The 23,054-nt window shown below is 41.4% G+C and carries 20 protein-coding genes; 15 read left to right on the forward strand and 5 right to left on the reverse strand.

The annotated features are described in order from the left end of the window. Nucleotides 1–60: 60 nt before the first annotated feature. The 3 genes from CAN34_RS06750 to CAN34_RS06760 form a co-directional block, all read right to left on the reverse strand. Nucleotides 61–285 (reverse strand): hypothetical protein, encoded by a 225-nt coding sequence (locus tag CAN34_RS06750; RefSeq protein ID WP_254423119.1) that lies wholly within the window; start codon nt 283–285, stop codon nt 61–63. 174 nt (nt 286–459) lie between these two features. Further along, nucleotides 460–1,140, reverse strand: coding sequence for a lipoprotein-releasing ABC transporter ATP-binding protein LolD (gene lolD / locus CAN34_RS06755; RefSeq protein ID WP_079691307.1), 681 nt, complete (start codon nt 1,138–1,140; stop codon nt 460–462). A 44-nt stretch (nt 1,141–1,184) separates the two neighbouring features. Then, entirely contained in the window at nt 1,185–2,420 is a 1,236-nt protein-coding gene (locus tag CAN34_RS06760) for a lipoprotein-releasing ABC transporter permease subunit (protein ID WP_079691306.1), read from the reverse strand. 449 nt (nt 2,421–2,869) lie between these two features. Between CAN34_RS06760 and CAN34_RS06765 the strand changes: the two genes are divergently transcribed. After that, nucleotides 2,870–3,853, forward strand: coding sequence for a hypothetical protein (locus tag CAN34_RS06765; protein WP_089555040.1), 984 nt, complete (start codon nt 2,870–2,872; stop codon nt 3,851–3,853). A 130-nt stretch (nt 3,854–3,983) separates the two neighbouring features. Here the strand turns inward: CAN34_RS06765 and CAN34_RS06770 are convergent, their stop codons facing one another. Beyond that, nucleotides 3,984–4,373, reverse strand: a complete 390-nt coding sequence (locus CAN34_RS06770; protein ID WP_079691305.1) for an SCP-2 sterol transfer family protein — start codon at nt 4,371–4,373, stop codon at nt 3,984–3,986. 851 nt (nt 4,374–5,224) lie between these two features. Here CAN34_RS06770 and ccoN point away from each other — a divergent pair. The 6 genes from ccoN to CAN34_RS06800 all read left to right on the forward strand — a co-directional run bounded on the left by ccoN (nt 5,225) and on the right by CAN34_RS06800 (nt 11,355). Beyond that, nucleotides 5,225–6,706: a cytochrome-c oxidase, cbb3-type subunit I gene (ccoN, locus tag CAN34_RS06775; protein ID WP_079691304.1), complete on the forward strand. Its 1,482-nt coding sequence runs from the start codon at nt 5,225–5,227 to the stop codon at nt 6,704–6,706. 9 nt (nt 6,707–6,715) lie between these two features. Continuing rightward, nucleotides 6,716–7,354, forward strand: a complete 639-nt coding sequence (ccoO, locus tag CAN34_RS06780; protein ID WP_079691303.1) for a cytochrome-c oxidase, cbb3-type subunit II — start codon at nt 6,716–6,718, stop codon at nt 7,352–7,354. Next, entirely contained in the window at nt 7,354–7,536 is a 183-nt protein-coding gene (locus CAN34_RS06785; protein ID WP_079691302.1) for a cbb3-type cytochrome c oxidase subunit 3, read from the forward strand. Before ccoO ends, CAN34_RS06785 begins: the two co-directional genes overlap by 1 nt. Continuing rightward, the gene (gene ccoP / locus CAN34_RS06790; protein WP_089555003.1) at nt 7,533–8,681 is read left to right on the forward strand and encodes a cytochrome-c oxidase, cbb3-type subunit III; all 1,149 of its coding nucleotides are present in this window, start codon (nt 7,533–7,535) and stop codon (nt 8,679–8,681) included. The genes CAN34_RS06785 and ccoP overlap by 4 nt, the downstream gene beginning before the upstream one ends. A gap of 470 nt (nt 8,682–9,151) precedes the next feature. Continuing rightward, entirely contained in the window at nt 9,152–10,561 is a 1,410-nt protein-coding gene (gene ccoG / locus CAN34_RS06795; RefSeq protein ID WP_089555004.1) for a cytochrome c oxidase accessory protein CcoG, read from the forward strand. Nucleotides 10,562–10,773: 212 nt separating this feature from the next. Next, nucleotides 10,774–11,355 carry a FixH family protein gene (locus tag CAN34_RS06800; protein ID WP_089555005.1) on the forward strand — a complete coding sequence of 194 codons (582 nt, stop codon included), beginning with the start codon at nt 10,774–10,776 and terminating at the stop codon, nt 11,353–11,355. Nucleotides 11,356–11,459: 104 nt separating this feature from the next. On the opposite strand, the gene ttcA is transcribed toward CAN34_RS06800, so the two are convergent. Next, on the reverse strand, nt 11,460–12,638 hold the full coding sequence (gene ttcA, locus CAN34_RS06805) for a tRNA 2-thiocytidine(32) synthetase TtcA (RefSeq protein WP_089555006.1): 1,179 nt from the start codon (nt 12,636–12,638) through the stop codon (nt 11,460–11,462). Nucleotides 12,639–13,040: 402 nt separating this feature from the next. On the opposite strand from ttcA, the gene queC reads away from it, so the two are divergent. The 8 genes from queC (at nt 13,041) to CAN34_RS06845 (ending at nt 22,779) form a co-directional block, all read left to right on the forward strand. Then, complete coding sequence (gene queC, locus CAN34_RS06810) at nt 13,041–13,820, forward strand: 7-cyano-7-deazaguanine synthase QueC (protein WP_089555007.1); 780 nt, start codon at nt 13,041–13,043, stop codon at nt 13,818–13,820. A gap of 267 nt (nt 13,821–14,087) precedes the next feature. Beyond that, on the forward strand, nt 14,088–14,417 hold the full coding sequence (locus tag CAN34_RS06815; RefSeq protein WP_089555008.1) for a hypothetical protein: 330 nt from the start codon (nt 14,088–14,090) through the stop codon (nt 14,415–14,417). A gap of 161 nt (nt 14,418–14,578) precedes the next feature. Continuing rightward, the gene (locus CAN34_RS06820) at nt 14,579–15,076 is read left to right on the forward strand and encodes a peroxiredoxin (RefSeq protein ID WP_089555009.1); all 498 of its coding nucleotides are present in this window, start codon (nt 14,579–14,581) and stop codon (nt 15,074–15,076) included. A 161-nt stretch (nt 15,077–15,237) separates the two neighbouring features. Beyond that, nucleotides 15,238–16,740, forward strand: a complete 1,503-nt coding sequence (locus CAN34_RS06825) for a dihydrolipoyl dehydrogenase (protein WP_089555010.1) — start codon at nt 15,238–15,240, stop codon at nt 16,738–16,740. A 174-nt stretch (nt 16,741–16,914) separates the two neighbouring features. After that, nucleotides 16,915–18,099 (forward strand): mechanosensitive ion channel family protein, encoded by a 1,185-nt coding sequence (locus CAN34_RS06830; RefSeq protein ID WP_254423120.1) that lies wholly within the window; start codon nt 16,915–16,917, stop codon nt 18,097–18,099. A 214-nt stretch (nt 18,100–18,313) separates the two neighbouring features. Further along, nucleotides 18,314–20,647: a bifunctional 23S rRNA (guanine(2069)-N(7))-methyltransferase RlmK/23S rRNA (guanine(2445)-N(2))-methyltransferase RlmL gene (gene rlmKL / locus CAN34_RS06835; RefSeq protein WP_089555012.1), complete on the forward strand. Its 2,334-nt coding sequence runs from the start codon at nt 18,314–18,316 to the stop codon at nt 20,645–20,647. A 229-nt stretch (nt 20,648–20,876) separates the two neighbouring features. Beyond that, entirely contained in the window at nt 20,877–21,452 is a 576-nt protein-coding gene (locus tag CAN34_RS06840) for a TerD family protein (protein ID WP_079691291.1), read from the forward strand. Nucleotides 21,453–21,714: 262 nt separating this feature from the next. Beyond that, nucleotides 21,715–22,779 (forward strand): DUF475 domain-containing protein, encoded by a 1,065-nt coding sequence (locus CAN34_RS06845; protein ID WP_089555013.1) that lies wholly within the window; start codon nt 21,715–21,717, stop codon nt 22,777–22,779. Nucleotides 22,780–23,054 lie beyond the last annotated feature (275 nt).

Here is a 23,054-nt window from a genome sequence, read left to right on the forward strand (position 1 = left end):
TTTTTTTTTAATAATAGTATTTGTAAGTTAGGTATTTATCACAAAAACATCCACCATCTCTTAATCTTTAAGTAATATGTAGCGCGTGCCTGTGGCGCTACCCTGAGATTTTAAATCGAAAACAACACCGTCTAACGTGATAGCATCAAAAACAGGGGTAAGCAGATCTATTTGTGCTTGTTTCTCAATCGTATCGAATAACGTCGGATCCATATAAAGCTTTAATGGCTCATCACCCTCTTCAATACTACCAAAAGCCGCAATCGGGTCGTCATCTTTATTCATAATATCAATCCTCATTAAATAAAAAGGCTGCTATTTTGCAGCCTCTTTTTTATCTTATTTTTTATTAAAAGTCTAACCGTAAAAACAGACTGCCCAGTAGCATTTAGCATAAAACACTTAGCGCGCTGGCAATTACTTACCTTATTAAAAGCACTCTATTTAAAATCACAGTCTTTAATAATCTTCCCAATGACCATTGCGCAATAACAGCTGACGATCAGCCAGTGCCGCCAAATTGCGATCATGCGTCACCATCAACAGCGCCGTTTTCATCGTGCTTTGTAGCTCTGATAACAGACCAAAAACGCTTTGTGCATTGTCATAATCTAAGTTACCAGTTGGCTCATCTGCCAAAATAAGCGATGGTTTGGTGACCAAGGCACGGGCAATAGCCACGCGCTGACGCTCACCGCCTGATAACTCACCAGGTCTATGCGCCAAACGATGCTCAAGACCGACGCTATTTAAAATATCAATTGCTTGTTGACGCGCTTCAGTTGTCGATACTTTTGGGCGCATCAATAACGGCATAGCCACGTTTTCAATGGCAGTAAATTCAGCCAATAGATGATGGAACTGGTAAATAAAACCTAAGTGTTTATTGCGCATCGCACCACGTTCAGTCTCATTCATATTATTTAATAACTGACCATGCAGCCAAACTTCGCCGCTAGTCGGCATATCAAGTCCACCTAGCAGGTGTAGCAAGGTACTTTTTCCTGACCCACTGGTTCCAACAATAGCGATACGCTCACCGGCATTGACGGTCAAATCTAAACCTGTCAATACTTGTGTACTGACGGCGCCTTCGTCATATATCTTATTGATATTGATCGCTTTTAAAATCGCAGACATAATGCTTCCTTTATTTTATTTATAGTGGCATTTACGCCTTTATATTACTCGTAACGCAGCGTTTGCGCAGGCTGGATCTTAGCCGCTCGGCGTGCTGGATAAATAGTTGCCAAAAAGCTCAACACAAATGACGCGCTCGTAATCAGCACCACATCTGTCAAGCGCAGCTGCGATGGCAGATAATTAACAAAATAAGCATCAAATAAATTTAGACCAAAGCTTTGGTTGATAAAGCCCAAAATATCACTGACCGTCAACGCAAATATCACGCCCAATATCGTGCCAGCAATCGTTCCGATAAAACCGATGACTATACCCTGAACCATAAAGACCTGAGTAATCAAACGAGGGGACGCGCCAAAAGTTTTTAAGATAGCGATATCCGCTTTTTTATCGGTGACCAACATGACCAAACTTGAAACAATATTAAAAGCAGCAACTAGGATAATTAAAAATAGCAGCAACCCTACCATTGCTTTTTCCATCTGAATGGCACCAAACAGATTACCGTGCGTTTGTGTCCAATCGCTAGGATACAATTGTTCAGGTGCAATCGCTGCGGCTTTTTGCGCAGCCATCGGTGCGTTAAAGATATCATCAAGCTTCATACGGATACCCTGCGCCCCATCTGGGAGTCGCAGTAATTTTGCAGCGTCACCCATGGGAATAAATGCCATGAGACTGTCCACTTCTGGACTGATGGTAAATATTCCGGTTAAGGTAAAACGCTTAAAGCGCGGTATCACGCCTGCAGGTGATGGCGATGCTTCTGGCAGCACTAAAGTCACTTTGTCGCCCAATTGCAAACCCAAAGATTGCACCATCCCTTCGCCTAGCACAATACTGAACTCGCCATTTTGTAGCGTATCAATACTCCCTTCCACCATATGCTCGTTAATGATAGAAACGTTTTTTTCATACTCAGGGTCAACGCCTGTGACCATAATTCCTGCCACTTGACCATTGGAGGTCAGCATACCTTGCAACTGAATGAAAGGTGCAACAGCAGCGACTTCTGGATCTTCTTTAATCTTATCCGCTATTTGCTTCCAATCACCAATAATCTCGGTTGAAGTGACAGTCGCTTGCGGCACCATACCCAAAATACGAGTTTTTAGCTCACGATCGAAGCCATTCATGACCGATAGTACCGTAATCAATACTGCCACGCCAAGAGTCAAACCAATCATCGAGATTAGAGATATAAAGGAGATAAAACCATTACTACGCTCTGCTCGGGTGTACCGTAAGCCGATAAATAACGCTAAAGGACGAAACATATTCAAACTCTTTATCTTATCTACGTGCGACTTTATGTATGTTACAAAACAAATAGCGGCAGCGGCATCAACATTTTGCACCTGCCACAGAAACATATCAATCGAACACAAAAACAGGGTATAAGACAAGCCAAATGCGGCTGTCAAAAGGGAGCTAGTTTGACACAATTCGGCTTATATGTGCCAGTCATTCGCGCAAACTGCCCAGATTTTTTAATAAAAAATTAGGTTTTATTATTATTTTTCATGAGGGACTTGCTATTCTTTGCTTCTATACCTATATATTGTAGGCTAAGGACAATTGTCATTAACCCATCATTGTTGTTTGTTGCCTCTTTACTGACGACATTGCGAGCTACCATAAACCAACCATCTAAGATGTTGCATGGTAGTCAGCAATCACAGTTTCAGACCCAAACCTCATGGCTGACTTAAGTTTGAGTATATTCATGACTATTAATTACCAATATAAAAACATCCAATCTCCCACCAAAATCACTTTAACTGACGAGCAGTCCGCAGGTCATGCTGATCATTGGCGTATTTTGACCGATGACATGAGTCATGATGTACCAGAGTGGTTGCAGAAGATGATTGAGCAGGCCGCAATGCCTAAAGGACTCAATACCAGCGTCAGTGCCACAAAAGACAGCTGCTTGCTTTTATCTGAAGACCAGCCTTGCCACATCAATCAAGTACTGGCCATGAAAGATGGTAAGCCTGAATGTTTTATCAATGCCTATCCTTGTGTCGATAGCCCTTATGGATTGACATGTAAAATCGAACGTATGATTGTCAATGACAACTCACACGATGCGGTACTACGCTTACGCACGACTGACGGTAGTATCATTTATGCTTTTGATCAACTTTATACCGCCAACCGTCATTTGTATCAGCAAGATATGGCTTATTTCGTAAATCTTAGTGCTTGGGCGCATGAGATTAAGCTAAGTGAACAAAACGAGGTGATTATGGTGGAAGACCAAGAGTCTATCCGCTATCACCGTGCTTTTAACGATATTGTCGCTGCCAATGACGGAAAAATACCCGACGATTTACAAGAGCAGATCAAAGAGTGGCAGCCAGAAACCAAAGAACAAATGGCACCAGTAGAGATCAATCTGGGTCACATGTGTGCCTATCTATTTGGCGACACCTTGGGACAAGAAGACGAAGCATGGTGTCAAGGTCAGGTGCTCGGCAAGCAAGACACGCTATTCAATGGTAAGCCAATCATTTTATTTGATGTCGTAATATTACGTGAGCAAGATGCCGATCCATTTGTGGTGCGTATTGGCGCGCTCAAAACGCCAGAGACTGCCTCTATTAAAGTTCATGATTATGTGCAAGCGAATGTTTGGCTACAAGCTGCTGTTTATAAAGAAAATCAGAAACCACAAGCGGCTGCACAACAATCAAAAGCCAGCTAGTCAGCTTCGAATAGCTCATTTTAGAATTTAACAGGCGCTCACAATCAGGTTGAACGCTCAAATAAAAAGCCCCTAATGAATATATTAGGGGCTTTTTATTTGAGCTAAACATAAGTAAATCAATAAAAAATTAAGCCATCGTGGTCATTGATTTAATACGGCTATAAAGCTCTTTTTGCTCAGCACTTGGACGGGCAGTTTGTACGGCCATCAATTGTGACATATCACCTTCGACACGGATTTTACCACCCATAAACGCGCCCATGATCTCATTGGTATCGAAATCTGTGATGATCGACTGTAAAATGCTGCGATCAAGCAACAAGGTGGTCGTCGCCGCGTCATTTAAGCCGCGATGTAATAAACCATCCGCGAAACTGGCTTCAATATCTTGTTCGGCATCAGATACTTTTAGATTAACAATCATATTAGCCAGCGCAGGTGGTAAATTTAACTCACCGGCCTCGTTACCCATCTGTTCAACTTGATCGAACCACTCATCTGTCAAAAAAACTGCCATATTATTATCCTTAATACTTATTATGGTAGGCTAATGCTGTTTATAACCCTAGCCTGACCGCTATTTAAATGATCAAAGTGTTATTAACACTGCTGTCAAAAACACTCTATTACTTACCATACTCAGTCTCATTATAAGATGCGACTTCATAATAAGTAAAACCTATTTGTAGCGCTAGCACTGCAATTGTTACAAAACCTTGTGAATAATTTGTTTTTTAACCTTGTTAGCAGTATATTTTTTCACCCCTAGAATAGTATGAAGATTGGGTATAAAATAGGTGGATAGTGCAGCAATAATAAGTTGCTTGCTAATATTTTTACCAAAGAGTTTGTATTTTGGCGCATAGTTCTGATGATATTTTATTAGGTTTGCGTTACAATACCCTTAAACAGAGTCGGGAGTTTTAACTAAACATTACGTAAACATGTTTTTTTGTCAGCCGCCGCTAGCATACATTGATGGTCGATAAGTTTTTTATCACCAGTTGAATATCAGTATTTATCTTCGTTAGTACTTTTTTTATCAGTAATAATGAAGATAAATACTTCGCCTCAATAGATGTTTGATGCTCAAGGAAGGCATACTTTCTTATTAAACCTGACATTTTATTAACAATCCTACTATCGACTAGCTGTGAGTGCCGTGCATTTTTAGCGCTGTTCTCTGCCCATCAGCAGCAGATACCTAGCGAAAGCTTAGCTTGATAGTTAATAACGTCAGCCTGATAAGATAAGTCAAAAAACAGCATGTACCGCAATCCTTATCTGGTTATACATTTTTGTATAATACAGATGCCGCGGAGAGTTAGTTAATTCTGTTGATAATTCGGGCTGTAAAGGAATCATCCAATGAGTTTACAAAACACAGCAGTCGCCCCAGTTGACCGTGAGTACGAAATTACTGTCGTAAGATTCTTTACGATAATGGCCGTAGTTTGGGGCATCATCGGCATGAGTCTTGGCGTGTTCATTGCTTCACAGTTAGCATGGCCAGCACTCAACTTTGACATTCCATGGTTGACATTTAGTCGTCTAAGACCACTGCATACTAATGCGGTTATTTTTGCATTCGGTGGTAGTGCTTTGTTCGCAACGTCTTACTACATCGTTCAACGTACGTGTAAGACAAGATTATTTGCCCCTTACTTAGCTTGGTTTACCTTTTGGGGTTGGCAAGCGGTCATCGTGTCAGCAGTGATTACGCTTCCTCTAGGTTTAACTACGACCAGAGAATACGCTGAGATGGAGTGGCCAATCGATATCTTGATTGCCTTGGTATGGATTTCTTATGCCATCGTTTTCTTTGGTACGCTCATCAAACGTAAGACCTCACATATTTATGTGGCTAACTGGTTCTTTGCAGCCTTTATCATTACGATTGCACTACTGCATATCGTAAACAGCATGGCGATCCCTGTTAGTGCGTTTAAATCTTATTCATTATTTGGCGGTGCAACCGATGCGATGGTGCAGTGGTGGTACGGGCATAATGCAGTAGGTTTTTACTTAACGGCAGCCTTCCTTGGGATGATGTATTACTTCGTTCCGGTACAGATTGGTCGTCCTATTTACTCTTATCGTTTGTCTATCGTTCACTTTTGGGCACTAATCGCCTCTTATATGTGGGCTGGTGGGCACCATTTGCATTATTCAGCGCTTCCAGATTGGACGCAGTCATTGGCAATGGTATTCTCAATCATCCTATTCGCACCGTCTTGGGGTGGTATGATTAACGGTGTACTTACTTTATCAGGCAGTTGGGATAAATTACGTACCGATCCGATCATTCGCTTTATGATTGTGGCATTGTCATTCTATGCAATGTCAACCTTTGAAGGTCCAATGATGTCGATTAAGACCGTCAATGCGTTATCGCATAATACGGATTGGACAGTCGGTCACGTACACTCAGGTGCACTTGGTTGGGTTGGTATGATCACCATTGGTTCGTTATATGTATTGTTACCACGTATCTATAACAAGCCAAAAATGTATTCAATCAGCTTAATCACCACGCATTTCTGGTTGGCGACAGCAGGTACTATCTTCTATATCGTCTCAATGTGGATTTCAGGTATTGGCCAAGGCATGATGTGGCTTGCTACCAATCCAGATGGTACTTTAGTATATAGCTTCGTTGATACGGTTGAGTTCTCACATTTCCCATATATTGGTCGTGCCTTTGGTGGCTTACTGTATGTATCGGGTATGTTTGTGATGGCATATAACGTTTATAAAACACTTAAGATGCCAGAAGGAAAGCCTGTAGATATCGCTGACCCAACGGATCATGAACCTAGTGTTGATAAACCTTCGGCAGCTAACGTATAAGGAGCGATCATGGCTGGTACACCGCATGAAATTATTGAAAAAAATACAGGCTTGTTGGTCATCGGTATTGTGATTGCTATTAGTTTTGCAACGCTAGTTGAAATCGTACCGCTAATATATGATAACAAGGGTCCTGAAGAAGGTGGGGTGAACGCTCCCCTTCCTGCTATGGAACCGTGGACTGCGCTTGAGTTTGAAGGTCGTGACATCTATATTCGTGAAGGTTGTCACGTTTGTCATACCCAAATGATTCGTCCGCTACGTGCTGAAGTTGAACGTTATGGGCCGTACTCACGTGCTGCAGAATCAACGTGGGATCATCCATTCTTATGGGGCTCGAAACGTACTGGACCTGATCTAGCACGTGTTGGTGGACGCTATTCTGAAGATTGGCAAAAACAACATCTCATCGCACCACGTTCGTTAGTGCCTGAATCAGTTATGCCTGGTTTCCCTTGGCTTGCGACCAACGAAGTTAATGGGTCCAATGTTCAAACCAAAATGCGTCTATTCCGCGATCGCTTCGGGGTTCCTTATACTGAAGAAGATATCGAAGGAGCGCCAGATGCTGTGCTTGGTGCCACTGAGCTTGATGCTTTGGTTGCCTATTTACAGCAATTAGGTACTGCAATGGAAGGACAGCGCTAATGGGTATTGGTGAATTACAAACAATTGCAACCGTTTCTGCCTTCGTAGCTTTTATAGGTGTGGCGTGGTGGGCGTATTCGCCAAAAAACAAAAAACGCTTCGAAGAAGATGCACAACTTGCGCTTGATGACGAGGATGTAGAAGCCTTGTCTGAAGAGCAGCGCAATAAGGATAAACGATGACATTTTTTTGGAGTACTTGGATTACCGTACTGAGTTTCATGTGCTGGGCGTTTATCCTCGGTGTTTTACTAATGGTATTGAAATATAAGCCAGAAGTAGAAGAAGACGGTACCACAGGTCACACTTATGACGGTATTCAGGAATACGACAAGCCACTGCCTAAATGGTGGCTAGTGATATTTTTTGGTTCAATCATTTGGGGTGTTGCCTATTGGGTATTCTTCCCCGCTATGTTTCCAAAACACTGGGATGGTATTGCAACCGTAGAAGTAGATGGCAAAACCGTGCCATGGACCTCTCACAACGAGTTGAATAGTGACCTTGAGAGTAACAACAAAGTATTTACAGATAACTTTGAGCAGAATATTTTGGCAAAAGCGGATGCTAGTGGTGCCACTAAAACCTTGGCTAGCCTATCTGAGATGCAAGCAACATTGCGTCGCAGCGAGACTCCACCAGCAGACTTACAGACCAAAATTGATGAGAAAACGGCAGAACTTGCGCCTTATGTAGAAAAGCTTTCTGAAAACCCGAATGCTTTAAAGGTCGGTAGCCGCTTATTCTTACAGAACTGCTCGGTGTGCCATGGTTCTAACGCTAAAGGTGCAACTGGCTATCCTAACCTGACTGATAACGATTGGCTATATGGTGGTGAAGCTACTAATATCTTGACCACACTACATAAAGGTCGCGTTGGTGGTATGACAGCATGGCGTGATCAAATCGGTGAAGATGGTGTACGTGCGGTTGCAGAATACGTCCTGTCTATCTCTGGCAATCAGCCTGGTTATGATCTTGATCAAGCTAAAGTTGCCCAAGGTGAAACCATATTTAAAGAACCGACTAACTGTGTACTTTGTCACGGTCCAGAAGGTAAAGGTATGATTTCAACAGGTGCGCCTAATCTAACTGATAATATTTGGCTTTATGGTGGTGACCGCGAAACTATCCGTGAGACCCTTCGTTATGGTCGCGCCGGTGTAATGCCTGAGTGGGAAACTAAGTTAGGTAACGAGCGTATTATGTTACTTGCTGCTTATGTTTATTCGCTATCAGACCGAGGTGCGCAAACAGCCAAAGTAACAATGCCTGCCAATGCCACTGCTTCTAAAGCAGCAGCACCCGCAGCGGCTACTGCTAATTAGTAGCACTTTGTTAGATTACTAACTCATAAGAAGCTAATATTTAAAAAGGAGAACTGTCATTGCAGTTCTCCTTTTTTATTGAAATAATTTTGTTCAATATATTGAGTTAATGATATTTAACTAGAACGTCAGTATCCATTATTAACAGATAATTTTGATCATCAATTTTTTCTGATAGCTAAGACTACAGACTAGGTAAAACATAGGCTATCAATCGCTATTTATATTCATATAATGATTGTTTTTTTAGATTGTCTCCCCATTTATACTAAGGAGAATGCTAAAATAGTCGCTATTATAATTCGTTATATATAATCGCTCATTTGGTAGTTGAAATAGTATTCAGATTTGCAGTACGACTCCACTACTTACTGACATTGATAACACCGCACGTCTACGCATCTTGTTTTTAAAATAGGTGTTTGTTACCCATGCCAGCAGACTGATTCTTTTCTTAAAGAGGCAAGTTTATGTCAGCACCACAACCCAATCGAATTCCTGTTATTGAAGTCGATCTTAACGCCACCAAAAAACGTATTCATCCTAGATTTGTCACCGGATTTTACCAAAATATCCGTATTATCAGTATGTACGCATTTTTGGCGCTGTTCCTCATTCTACCGTGGATACGTTATAACGGTAGGCAAGCCATATGGTTTGATGTCCCATCGCAACATTACTATATTTTTGGGATGACCTTTTTAACCCAAGATTTTTACTTTATTGCAGCATTTGCGCTCATTGCGGCTTTTACTTTATTTATGGTCACCGTTTACGCAGGGCGGGTGTGGTGTGGCTATGCGTGTCCGCAGACTATTTGGACGCATATGTTTCAATACACTGAGAAATTGGTGATTGGTGACCGTAATAAGCGTATTAAGTTCGATAAAGAGCCGATGAGCGTCAGCAAAGCTTTTAAGCGCTTTTTGGTTTATTTTATTTGGTTTGTATTTTCGATGATTACGGCCACTACTTTCGTCAGCTATGTGTCGGGCACAGATGCCCTATATCAAAGTTGGCAAATGATCGGATTTATACCCTTTCCTGATTGGGCAACGTGGATATGGGTTTCAATATTTATCTTTGCCTTTTCTACTTATGTTAATGCTGGCTATATGCGTGAGCAGATGTGTATTCAAATTTGTCCTTATGGCCGCTTTCAAAGTGTGATGTTCGATAAAGATACCTTAGTTGTCTCTTACGATTATGAGCGTGGTGAGCCTCGCGGCGCACGTAAAAAAGGCACCAATCCTGAAGACTTAGGTGATTGTATTGAATGCCTAATGTGTGTGCAGGTCTGCCCTACTGGGATTGATATTCGTGATGGTTTGCAAGTAGCGTGTATACAGTGTGCGGCTTGTGTTGATGCCTGTAATGAGATTATGGACAAGGTTGGCTATCCACGGGGACTGATTCGTTATACCACGGAGCGGCAGTTGGTGGAAAAAGAAGATACCCGAGTATTCAGTCCGCGGTTTTTTGCTTATCTGACCCTACTGGCAGTGTTATGTGGTGGTGTTATTTACGCCTTATCGGATCGTGTGCCATTAGAGATTGATATTCGCCGTGACCGTAATCAGTTGTCCTCAACCAATGCTCAAGGCATGATTGAAAACAGCTATATCGTGAAATTAACCAATAAAACACAAGAGCCGCATACTTATAAAATTACTTTAGCGCCACAAGACGGTATGAGTTTAGAGCTGCGCTTTAACGATGTACCACTAGAGCCGGGTGAAAGCTTCGATATGTCCGTTAGTATTTATGGTGATCCAGATATTATCGAATCAGGTCAAACGCCAGTGACTTTAAATGTAGTGAGTGAAGATGGTAAATATAAAGTCAGTAAGCAAAACATCTTTACCACTCAAGGTCAGTAACGTTTAATTAAAACTTCCAACTTATTCTGCTAATGACTTGTTTATTGAACGCTTAAATTTTAGATAAATCAGGCACTTAGCAGATGCAGTATCTTTTAAATCAAGCTATACTGGCTGCGATTATTGATTATCATTCATCTAGCAGCTTTTAATGGTGGGTTTATCAGTTGCTAGATTTAAGTGGTACTTTACTATTTACTAATAGGTATTTTATGTCTGCTCCAGCACCGAACTTTAAGCATCAAGATAGCCAACCATGGTATAAAAACTACATGGTCATTATCTTTGTGATTGGTATGCCAGCTTTTGTGGTTATTGCCTGTATTTGGTTTGTTTATTACTCTTACCAAATTCGTGATAGCGTGGTGCGTGACGACTGGTATATGGATGGCAAGACGCTATATCACGATGTTGGACGTGATAAACTGACATATGATTTAGACTTGCACGGTAAAATGCAGTTTTCAGATGCTGGTAATGTTACTTTTTATCTGAATTATCCTGAGAAAAGCTTGCAAACAGGCAAGCTACTTAATGGCGAGGCGCTAACTTATCCTGATACATTGGATTTATCTATCTCGCATGCAACCGATATCAAAAAAGATCGCGATGTGGTACTACAACACCAAGAAGGTAATAAATACAGCGCGCAAGTGCAGATTGACCCCTTAAAAGCGAAGTATTATTTACAGGTCAGTAATGATGGTAAAGATGACTGGCGTATGCAAGATGTCGCTAAACTGCCGCGCTCAGAGGTTAGCTTTAATCCGCTACCTGTCTTTGATAAAAGCTGATATGGTTAAAAGTAAACATTGCTAAAATAAGAAAACCAGCCATCAATCTATAATGAGCTGGTTTTTTTATGGAGATAATCTAAAGAGATATCACTAACAACAAGTTAAATAATTGGATTAATCGTTGGGATTTTTTGCGTTGTTTGGCTGCTGTTGACTGTCTTAGTGTGCTTTTCTGCTTGCGTATCATGACTGGCAAATTTTGGATTGAATATCTGCGTTTTTGGCGCAACAGGTAATCCAATCTCGGCCAGACTTTCTGTTTGCCCAGCTTGAATATTATCACCTTCAAATAAACGCTCGTTATCGTCACGCTCAAGACTTAATCGCTCAAAGTCGAACAATTCGCGATCTGCTAATTGAGAAGGGGCGACGTTTTGCATCGCTTTAAAAATAGACGCTAAGCGCTGCGGGTGCGCATCATCCCATTCGCGCAGCATATCATTAATAATTGCACGTTGTAGATTGGTTTGGCTGCCGCATAAATTACATGGAATAATTGGAAACTCTTTTAAGCGCGCATATTCAATAATGTCCTTTTCTTCGACATAGGCTAGTGGGCGAATAAGCATGTTTTGCTTGTCATCACTAAGCAGCTTGGGCGGCATAGACTTCAGCGAACCGCCATGAAATAAGTTCAAAAAGAAAGTCGCCAACATATCGTCGCGATGATGACCTAGCGCAATCTTGGTCGCGCCGATTTGTTTGGCAAATCCATACAGTGAGCCACGGCGTAAGCGTGAGCATGCCGAACAATAGGTTTTGCCTTCTGGCACCACACTTTTAACAATGCTATAAGTATCTTTTTCTAAAATATAATGCGCGATGCCCTGCTCGTTCAGATATGCTGGCAAAATTTCTTCAGGATACCCTGGCTGCTTTTGGTCAAGATTGACCGCCACGACATCAAAATTAATCGGTGCAATACGTTTTAGCAGTAAAAGAATATCAAGCAAAGTATAGCTGTCTTTACCGCCTGATACGCAGACCATCACCACATCGCCGTCTTCGATCATATTAAAATCACGAATCGCCCATGATACTTGGCGGCGTAGCTTTTTTTGTAACTTGCGAAAGTATGCAGACTCAGTCAATTCTTGCTCGTCCGTCAAGATTTCAGCAGCTTGCTCATCAGTAGAATCAACATCGCCCTCATCGTATTGCATTTCATCTATACCAGACTCGACATCAGCTTCCAAATCATAACTGTACAAGTCAGCATTCATAGAGCTATCTTCAAACTGAGGCGTGATTTGTGGCGTAAACAAGGTAGCTGCATTCATAAATTACTCAATGTCTTTACAAGGATTGTTTTACTATAAAAATGTGAAATAAATTGATTTAATATAAAAAATCAATCAATTTAATATAAAAATGGTTGCGATAAAACAATATCTGGCTATGTCCTAGCATTGCTGCTTTTCAATGAAACAGAACTTTAAAGCAGCAGCGATTATAACAAAATTTGCTAACAGATTGAAAATATGACATTAAATTATAGTATTAAATCTCTAAATTCGTCTAAACCCTGCCTTATGGATAAATAACGGCTGACGGCTTATAAGGCATTTTTTCTGATTTTATAATATTGCTTTAATATTATTTTAATACTGTCTCTAAGGTTCAGTAATGGCCGTATTTTTGCTAAAATAGGCGTTTTTCGTAAACCAATAATAGATACCACTATGACGAACGTTACTCCACAGACCACTTCCCCTAATCAAGAAAATACTGCCGACTTGAATGCACTTCATAAGAGCCAAAATGCTGTTGTGCTACTGTCAGGCGGACTTGATTCAGTGACTTGTTTATATTGGGCAAAGGCACGCTATGCCTCTGTGACAGCAGTCAGTTTTGACTATGGTCAACGTCATAATAGTGAGCTTGTCGCCGCCAAAGCCATCGCTGACGCCGCAGAGGTGAATCATAGAATCATTGATATCGACATCGCACAGCTTGGGGGCTCATCGCTAACCGACCACAGTATGATTGTGCCTGATGGCGATGCCGATAAATTCCCTAATAAAAAGCATGATGAGATTGATAACGACGCCATTCCAAATACTTATGTACCAGCGCGCAATACTATATTTTTATCTTATGCACTGGCAGTGGCGGAAGTGACCGACTCCAATCATATTGTGATTGGCGTTAGCTCAGTTGATTATTCAGGCTATCCTGACTGCCGTCCTGAGTACATTGCGGCCTTTCAACATATGGCAAACCTTGCCACCAAAGCTGGCGTGACCGGTCATCATTTATCAATTCAAACACCGCTGCAACAACTATCAAAAGCCAAAACTATCGAGCTTGGTCTATCACTAGGAGTCGATTATGGACAGACGATTTCTTGTTATCAAGCAGATGCAAAGGGTCTTGCCTGCGGTGTCTGTGACAGTTGTGCCTTGCGCCGTCAAGGTTTTGCGCAAGTAGGCATCGCTGATCCAACCCATTATCAATCGTAATAGCAAAAATAATTGTCTTAAAAAATAAGAGTAATTCTCTTAAAATAAAGACCATTAAACATTCGCGAAACATTCGCTTGCATTAACACAGCACGCTGCCGTTGTATTTTAAGCAATATACTTGCTATGGTATGGACGAATAAACCTATCACAAGATATGAGTGCTGCTATATAGCTCAATATATAAAAACAAGCACTCATTAAAGTAACAAGTTTTGCCGTGAATATAAAATTTAAGAAATTGACGTCACCCGTAAGAGGATATTTATGAAGTTGTTGCCAGTATTACCCCTAGCTCTCGCTGCCTTGTTTGCAATGCCACAAGCAAATGCTGCCGATATTAAACAGAGTAACATCAATACCTGCGTCAACGGCGCGGTCAAATATAAAGTGGCTGACAAAAGCACAGCAACCAAACTTTGTGATTGCACCATTGGTGTCCGTAGCAGTATGACCATCGGGCAAATGTGGGAAATTGAAAGCTACGCGCAAAACAAAAAAGACCCATCAAACCTACCTTATGTGAAGAAAATGCAAAAAGATTTGCAACAATGTACCGTTGGTTTAGATTTAAAGCAGCCACAAAAACCTGCTTAATCAATAATTGCTCGAAAATACAAAAGACTGGTCATTGCCAGTCTTTTTTGTTGCTAATACATAAGTGAAGTGTAAAGCCGAGTATTTATTTCTATTAATCTGCCTATAATAAGACCACTAATAACAATATATGCTTAACCAAAACTAATAAGGATTTTACGATGGCAAAGCCGACCACAGAAACCATTACCCTACCTGATTTCCCAGTTACGATAGTACGCGAGCTAGACGGCAATTTTATCCATGACGACATTAATCTAAAAGAGCTCGTGGCTAATACGAGTAAAGGACTGATCCTTTATTTTTATCCAAAAGACAATACGCCTGGCTGTACCACACAAGCGACAGAATTTACCGCTCATCTTAATGAGTTTGATGATTTAGGCTACGACATCATTGGGGTTTCACGAGATAGTGTCGAATCTCACGAAAACTTCATTGCTAAACACCATCTTAATATCTCCCTTATCAGTGATAGTGATGAAAAACTGTGCCAATATTTTGACGTGATTAAAGAAAAAAACATGTATGGAAAAATCACTTTGGGTCTTGTACGTTCAGCATTTGTATTTGATAAAAATGGCAATCTCACTCATGCGCAGCGCAATCTACGAGCAAAAGACTATACAGAGCGTTTATTAACCATACTAGCACCCTAGTTTGTTGAGAAATCTTACGAGACTTTTTTTGATATTCTTTCATTGTGCTTTTGATAGTCAGTTTTTTATTTAAGTTGGATTCTATCAATAAATTGACATCAAAATAGAGCCGACCACTAAAACACCAATCAATCATTAAACCATTTTTATTTGAGAATAATATGAATAAACAGCCTGATAGCGCATCTGATCATAGCAATGATAAAAAAGTGACACGCAAGGTATCTGTTGCGATTATTGGTGCTGGCACTGCTGGGCAGAATGCCTTTCGCCAAGCCAGAAAAATAAAAGAAGACGCCCTTATCATTAATGATGGATTTTGGACAACCACTTGTATTGAGATTGGTTGTATGCCGAGTAAATTACTCATTGCAGCGGCTGACCGTGCTTACGATACCAATCATTCTAGCGAGTTTGGCGTTCATGCCAGCGCTCAGATAGATGGTAAGCAAGTCATGGAACGCGTTCGCGCTGAGCGCAGTCATTTTGCCAACTATATTAAAGAACAAGTGGATAGCTGGCCTGAAAACAACAAAATAGCCGGACGTGCTCATATTAATAAGCAAGGGCTTATCGAAGTCAACGATGAGTTGATTGAAGCAGAGAAAATTATCGTCGCCACTGGCAGCTCAACCTTTATTCCAGATGACTGGGCAAAGAAGCTTGGCAAAACGTTACTCACCTCAGATACCGTCTTTGAGCTTGCTGATTTACCAAAATCAATGGCGGTGGTTGGCGCAGGTGCTATAGGTTTAGAGCTTGCTCAAGCCTTCACACGCTTAGGCGTTGACGTTACTCTATTTAATCAGGTCAAACGAGTTGCTGGTTTAAAAGATGATGATATAAATAACAAAGCCATTGATTGTTTAAGTCGCGAACTGACCATGCATTTGGGGAGTAAGATCATCAATGTTGGTAGCCAAACAAGTGCGGACAATGCAGCCAGTGCAGCCGCATTTATTGACTATGAAGATAGTGCTGGCGCGTCACAGCAGTGGCAAGGCGAGTATGTATTGGTCGCCACAGGTCGCCGCAATAATATAGATGAGTTGGGCGTTGAAAATCTCGGCGTTGAGCTTGATGAGAAAAATCGTCCAAAGCAGCTCGATAAAAGAACCGGTAAAATCGGTGACTTAGAAGTCTATATCGTTGGCGATGCCAATGCCAATCTTCCACTACTACATGTAGCGAGCGATGAAGGTTTTAGTGCCGGCAGCATGGTCTGCGACAACAAGAAAGACGCCTATATTCGTCCACCAGCCACACCATTTTCGATCGTATTTTGCTCGCCACAAATCGTTAATGTCGGCATGTCTTTACCCGAAATCCAAGAAGATTCAGAGCTTGAGTATGTCATTGGAAAAGTGAGCTTTGACAATCAGGGTCGCAGCCGGGTGATGGGTGTCAACTGTGGTCTGTTGCATATTTATGGTTGCAAAAAAACAGATAGAATCTTAGGCGCGAGCATGGTTGCTCCTGACGCGGAATATATCGGACATATATTAGCGATGGCTATTACCAATGATTTAAGTATCAAGGACATGCTTGATATGCCTTTTTATCATCCTACTATTTTAGAAGGTCTACGTACCGCGTTACATGATGTTCAGCAAATGATGAGGATACCTTACCAATCTAATGACACGCAGCAAGATAACTCTTAATCGATGACTAAGCTGTACTATAAACAGTATGCTTAATGTTCATTATCGCTCATGTCAGTCAGATTTAGACTTGATTTGTATCAACGATTTGAGCTAATTTATAATTAGAGTTTTTACAACCTAGTTAATTTAGAACTTAGTCAATTTAGAACCAGACTTTGCATGGATGAGACAATGGCAATCGCTAGTATTACTGACTTCTTTCAAGAGATTGTTCGCGACTTACATACTAGCCTTTATCTTGCTATTGGAGGCTCTATAGATGAAGGGACATTGGACTGGTCATCTAAATCGGTAGAATTGGTGAGTACTGGTATCAAAATCCTAATACTGCTTGCGGTATTGGGATTTTTTTATTGGCTTGCTATTTATATCCTCAAAAAAAGTAAATCTCGAATTCGTCTCAATGAGCGCCGCGCAAAAATTGTCCGCTCAATACTGCGTTATATTTGGATAGTGACCAGCTTTATTGCCATTATGAGTCAGCTTAATTTTGAGCCAGATACTATCAAGGCGACTGCCAAAGCAAGTACGTGGGCTGGGATATATTACGTGCTGTGGACATCATCTGGACAAATTATTCATAAAGTCTTACAGCATTATGGTCTGAACGCCTCGATTGAGCAGCTACTCAAAAATATCTTGTCGGTGCTACTTTTAGTGTTGGGGCTAGCCAGCGTCATGGCGCAATTTGGTTTTGATATTGTCTCGCTAGTGGCAGGTTTGGGTATCGCCGGTTTGGCGGTGGGTTTTGCTGCGCAATCAACGCTTGCTAATTTTATTGCCGGTATTACTATTTTGCTTGAGCAGTCTTTCCAAGTGGGTGATTGGGTTAATATCAATGACAATGAAGGTCGCGTCGTGGTTATCGCTTTGCGCACTACCCATGTCTTAACTCGAGACAATATTACAGTCATCATACCTAATTCGAATGTTGCCTCTTCTGTGGTCATTAATCTAACCTCCAAAAACTTTATACGCTTTGATATCCAGATGCGCATTGCTTTTGAAGATGATATCGATACCGCGCGCAAGGAGATTTTGCAAGTGCTGACCGATAGCGATGTGGTACTTAACCGTCCTGAGACTTCAGCGACCGTGGCAGAGATTGGAGAATACGGCGTATTTTTTATCGTACGCTTTTGGGTCAAGCCAGCAGCGGTTGCTCGTATGCCAAAAATTAAAGAGGGTTTACGAGAGAATATCAAACGCGCCTTTGATGCCGCTAATATCTCGACCCCTTACCCTCATATGCGTCTACTTATGCCAAAAGACGTTGATTATCCGATTGCCACCAAGCCGTTTGCGACCACTACTCAGCTAGTAGAAGAAAAACCCAAGCTCACTAAAGGCGATTAATAGCTGGCGACTCATTTATACCGTAATGTTATTAAGCATATTTTCTAGGCCCATTTTTTGTAAATCATCCTGCTTTATACATGAGCATTTTGCGCCTAGTTATCTTAAACATCAGCGCTTTAAACCATATTCTATTGAATTATGGTAAAATTAGCGGTTAAACATCTTATTTTATGATGTGCATTATTTATCAATTTAGCCCACAGGTATCCGTATGACCGAAACAACCGCGCTCGCCTCTTCCATAGCACCTTCGCAACTATCTTCACAAGCACCTTCACAAGCATCTTCACAAGTATTGTCGCTTGACCTTATTATCACCTGTGCCGATGGGCTTGAAGTACCGCTACAGACTGAGCTAACAAGTTTTGGTATGGCAAGCGAAATTAAAAGTACGGGCCGTCTTGCGGTTACGGGTACCTTGCGTGATCTATATACCATTTGCCTTTGGTCGCGCGTAGCATCTCGCGTATTGATGCTCATTAAACGCAAAAACATCAATACCGAATACGATGTGGCTGAGCAGCTTTATGGTTTGGCAAAATCGGTCAATTGGACGGAACAATTCAGCTTAGAGCAAACCTTTGCCATCCGTCTGTCTGTCGATAAACGTGTTGCGGTCAGTCAGCAGTTTGCCATGCTACGTATCAAAGATGCGATTGCTGATACTTTTAACGAAGTTTATGACAGCCGTCCTAATGTTGACAGTAAAAATCCAGATTTTTCTGTTTTTGCGACCGTTAACGACAAGCAAGCTGAGCTATATCTGGATTTATCAGGCACCAGTTTGCATCGCCGTGGTTATCGTGTGGCGATGACTGAAGCACCGTTAAAAGAAAACTTAGCCGCGGCCCTACTTTATAGCGCTGGCTGGCATAAGAAAAACGAAGCGGGCAATGCACCTTTTTATAATGCGCTAATCGACCCGATGTGTGGCTCAGGAACCTTTCTCATTGAAGCGCTACTCATGCATTGCGATTATGCAGTGGGTATCGATAAAGCAGCCAATCAGTTTGGTTTTTACCAATGGCAGCATCATGATGATGCACTATGGCAACAGATGATCGATGATGCACAAACGCGTTTCCGTGAAGCATTAGAGATTGCTAATGAGCAGCCAGATACCTTGCCGCTCATCTTAGGATTCGATGCCGATAGTGGCGCCATTATTGCCACAGAAAAGAATATAATTGCCGCCGGTCTACAAGATTTATTACCGCTACTAGACATTGAAACTCGTGCCCTTGATCAACTGAGTAACGTCCTAAAACCATTGGTTGATGATGGTCGCTTGAGTAATCCTTTAATCATCACCAACCCCCCTTATGGTGAGCGTTTGGGTGATGAAGAGATGATTAAACCTTTATACCAAGCGATTGGGCTTATTTTGCAAGACAGCTTTGCGGGTAGCGGTATCACGCCGATGTTAGGCATATTAGCCTCTCACGTCGAGCAAGTAGATATTTTACCGATTAAAGAGCCAAAAACCTTGCGTTGCCATAATGGTGCTATCACTGTTTATTTCCGCTATGGAACGTTGATTGCTGGGCAAACGGGGAATCTTGTTAGTCGCTTTGAAAAGCGTGAGATTGAAGTAGAAGAAGGACAAGACTTTATCAACCGCTTGCAAAAAAATCTTGGCAAACTGAAGAAGCTGGCTAAAAAAGACAATGTGAGCAATTTACGCGTTTATAATGCTGATTTGCCCGACTTCAAAGTAGCTGTCGATTTATATGGCGATTATGTGCATGTGCAAGAATACGCGCCACCAAAAACCATTCCACCTGAGACCGCTAAAAAGCGCTTTAATCTGGCGCTAATGGGTATTCGTGAAGTCTTTGGTATTAACCGTGAACAAATCTTTATCAAGACTCGCGCCCGTCAATCAGGTAATGACCAATATAGCAAACAAGGTAATACCGAAAAGCGTGGTAAGTTTTATGTCGCTCGTGAAGATGGCGCGTACTTCTATGTCAACTTTACCGACTATCTCGATACTGGGCTCTTTATTGACCATCGTAATATGCGTGCGCGCATTAAAGACAACAGTCGTGGCAAAGCCGTACTAAACTTATTTGCTTATACTTGTACGGCGAGTGTACACGCGGCACTGGCTGGCGCTAAAAAAGTCACTAGTGTTGATTTATCACAAAACTATCTCGATTGGGGCAAGCAGAATTTTGTGCTTAACGGTCTAGATGTCAGTCGCAATAAATATCAATTCGTTGCCGCCGATATCTTTGAGTGGATTAAAGACAATACGGAGCAATTTGATATTATCTTTATTGATCCGCCAACTTTTTCAAACTCCAAAAAGTTTCAAGGTACCTTTGATGTTCAACGTGATCATACCGCGCTTATTAATCGGGCGATGAACCGTTTGACGGCTGACGGCGTTTTATACTTCTCTAATAACTTTACCCGTTTTGAGTTGGATGAACAATTGACCGAGCGCTACGATATTATCGATATTACCCAAAAAACTATTGGTTTCGATTTTGATGTTAAAAAACCGATTCATCAAAGCTTTGAGATTCGTCATCGTTAAGCTTGCTACAGACTAAAAGCACAAGTTAGAGCATAATTTGTTTAATTGCCTTTATAAAAGCACTTAGTTTGATAGCGCTTATTTTTTAGTCAATAAAGCAATCACCGTTTTAAAACAATAATGACTCAATCGGCTTTGATTGGGTCATTTTTTGTTGTTATGATAGAGCGCTACCTAATAAACATATTTAGTATCGCAATTTACCCTACTCTAATAACAAGGATATATCATGGCTTTATCATTGAATAAAGGCGGTAATTTATCGCTCACCAAAACCGACCCAAATCTAACCAAGCTCCTTATCGGTCTTGGCTGGGATGAGCGCGCAACCTCTGGTGCCGAGTTCGATCTTGATGCTAGCGTTTTCTTGCTCAGCAGCGCGGGCAAAGTACGCGGCGACCATGATTTTATTTTCTATAATCAGCTTAAGTCTGACAACGGCGCGGTTGAGCATACGGGTGATAACCGTACTGGCGAAGGCGATGGTGATGATGAAGTCGTTAAAGTAAACCTGACTCAAGTTCCAGCTGACGTTGATAAGATTGTCGTGACCGTGACTATTCATGATGCTGCCGCTCGTAGCCAAAACTTCGGTCAAGTTGCTAACGCCTTCATTCGCGTCGTCAATGAAGAAACAGGTGCTGAAGTGGTGCGTTTTGACTTAGCAGAAGATTACTCTGTCGAGACTGCAATGGTGTTTGGTGAAGTCTATCGTCATAACGCTGAATGGAAATTCCGCGCGGTTGGTCAAGGTTATTCAGGCGGTTTGCAAGCGATGTGTCAGCAATATGGCGTTGTTATCTAATACCAAATTACGACCAGCATAAAACTAATGATAAGCATTTTATTGGTGATCGACAGTCGTTAGCTTGAGGCCACTAAAAGTACGCTATAGACAGTTGCAAATAGTTGCAAAATAGTTGTAATTATTGATAGCCAAACGCCCAATAATGCTTTATGTTTCTCTTAAATTTATGCATAAAAAGCGGTTAGCAATAACCGCTTTTTTTATGGATTGTGCCTATAACAATCCAACCTTAGCTTTACGCAACCAGACAGGATGTGTCATGAGACATTTTTATTTAGACTTTATCTTCACAGCCATTGCCCTAGCGGTCGCGGCATGGTGGGGATATTCACATGGCGGTATGGGCGGTATGATAACCACCCTATCTATTACTGCTATTTTGGCCGTCATGGAAATCTCGTTATCGTTTGATAACGCAGTGGTCAACGCCTCAGTCCTTAAGGGCTGGGACGAATTTTGGAAAAAGATATTTTTAACGGTTGGTATTTTAATCGCCGTATTCGGTATGCGCTTAGTCTTCCCGATTGTCATTGTTGCCGTGACTGCCGACCTTGGTATGATGCAAGTTATAGATTTGGCATTGAACGATCCTAAAGAATACTCAGCCAGACTCTTAGCGCATCATGCTGAAATCTCAGCCTTTGGTGGTATCTTCTTACTACTAGTATTCTTAAACTTTATCTTTGATGAAAAAGAAGTCCATTGGTTTGATTGGCTTGAAAGTCGTTTGGCCAAACTGGGCAAAGTCGATGCTATGAGTGTCTTTGTAGCACTTATCGTGTTGATGATTGCGGTATCATTTGCCAATCCTGCTCAATCAGCTGCTGTTTTAATCGCTGGAATATGGGGTATCTTGGTTTACCTTGGTGTACAAGTGGTTTCTGGTATGCTTGAAGGAGATCTTGAAGAAGAACTCGACGCTCAAGGTAATAGTACTGGTGCTGCAACTAGCGCGATTATGAAAGGTGGTATTATCGGTTTCTTATATCTAGAAGTCCTTGATGCCTCGTTCAGTTTCGATGGTGTGATTGGTGCATTTGCCATTACCAATGACGTGATTGTGATTATGCTAGGTCTTGCTATCGGTGCGATGTTTGTGCGTTCGATGACGATCTTCTTGGTAGACAAAGGCACACTTGATGAATATGTCTATCTTGAACACGGTGCGCATTATGCCATCGGGGCTTTAGCCATTATTATGCTATTGTCAGTAAAATTCCATGTGCCAGAGCTTATCACTGGCCTTATCGGTATTACTTTTATTGGCTGGGCATTCGTTGCGTCACTTAATTATCGTAAGCGAGAAGCAAAGTCGATTACTTAATCTTAGTTTGAGTTTTAGTAATAACTTCAAATTAAGTAAAAAGTGCTTTGGTAGAAAATCGTAGTAATGACAGGTTATATCAAACAATTGGTATAACCTGTTTTTATTTTCTAAGATGGCTCTTATTAAACCGCTTTTATCCAATAGCTTTTAAAATTATCAATAGCGCTTAAGAAAAAGCTGTTAGAGAATCATTCTTATAGTTGATTCACTGTAAAACCGATACGAGTGCTACTGGAATAAAATTTTTGCAGCCTCTGTCACGCTTGCGAACA

It is taken from the genome of Psychrobacter sp. DAB_AL32B (assembly GCF_002224105.1).
GTDB lineage: Bacteria > Pseudomonadota > Gammaproteobacteria > Pseudomonadales > Moraxellaceae > Psychrobacter.

Coding starts and splice junctions, on each gene's coding strand:
- CAN34_RS06750 (WP_254423119.1), bottom strand. CDS start 285: ATGAATAAAGATGACGACCCGATTGCGGCTTTTGGTAGTATTGAAGAG.
- lolD (WP_079691307.1), bottom strand. CDS start 1,140: ATGTCTGCGATTTTAAAAGCGATCAATATCAATAAGATATATGACGAA.
- CAN34_RS06760 (WP_079691306.1), bottom strand. CDS start 2,420: ATGTTTCGTCCTTTAGCGTTATTTATCGGCTTACGGTACACCCGAGCA.
- CAN34_RS06765 (WP_089555040.1), top strand. CDS start 2,870: ATGACTATTAATTACCAATATAAAAACATCCAATCTCCCACCAAAATC.
- CAN34_RS06770 (WP_079691305.1), bottom strand. CDS start 4,373: ATGGCAGTTTTTTTGACAGATGAGTGGTTCGATCAAGTTGAACAGATG.
- ccoN (WP_079691304.1), top strand. CDS start 5,225: ATGAGTTTACAAAACACAGCAGTCGCCCCAGTTGACCGTGAGTACGAA.
- ccoO (WP_079691303.1), top strand. CDS start 6,716: ATGGCTGGTACACCGCATGAAATTATTGAAAAAAATACAGGCTTGTTG.
- CAN34_RS06785 (WP_079691302.1), top strand. CDS start 7,354: ATGGGTATTGGTGAATTACAAACAATTGCAACCGTTTCTGCCTTCGTA.
- ccoP (WP_089555003.1), top strand. CDS start 7,533: ATGACATTTTTTTGGAGTACTTGGATTACCGTACTGAGTTTCATGTGC.
- ccoG (WP_089555004.1), top strand. CDS start 9,152: ATGTCAGCACCACAACCCAATCGAATTCCTGTTATTGAAGTCGATCTT.
- CAN34_RS06800 (WP_089555005.1), top strand. CDS start 10,774: ATGTCTGCTCCAGCACCGAACTTTAAGCATCAAGATAGCCAACCATGG.
- ttcA (WP_089555006.1), bottom strand. CDS start 12,638: ATGAATGCAGCTACCTTGTTTACGCCACAAATCACGCCTCAGTTTGAA.
- queC (WP_089555007.1), top strand. CDS start 13,041: ATGACGAACGTTACTCCACAGACCACTTCCCCTAATCAAGAAAATACT.
- CAN34_RS06815 (WP_089555008.1), top strand. CDS start 14,088: ATGAAGTTGTTGCCAGTATTACCCCTAGCTCTCGCTGCCTTGTTTGCA.
- CAN34_RS06820 (WP_089555009.1), top strand. CDS start 14,579: ATGGCAAAGCCGACCACAGAAACCATTACCCTACCTGATTTCCCAGTT.
- CAN34_RS06825 (WP_089555010.1), top strand. CDS start 15,238: ATGAATAAACAGCCTGATAGCGCATCTGATCATAGCAATGATAAAAAA.
- CAN34_RS06830 (WP_254423120.1), top strand. CDS start 16,915: ATGGCAATCGCTAGTATTACTGACTTCTTTCAAGAGATTGTTCGCGAC.
- rlmKL (WP_089555012.1), top strand. CDS start 18,314: ATGACCGAAACAACCGCGCTCGCCTCTTCCATAGCACCTTCGCAACTA.
- CAN34_RS06840 (WP_079691291.1), top strand. CDS start 20,877: ATGGCTTTATCATTGAATAAAGGCGGTAATTTATCGCTCACCAAAACC.
- CAN34_RS06845 (WP_089555013.1), top strand. CDS start 21,715: ATGAGACATTTTTATTTAGACTTTATCTTCACAGCCATTGCCCTAGCG.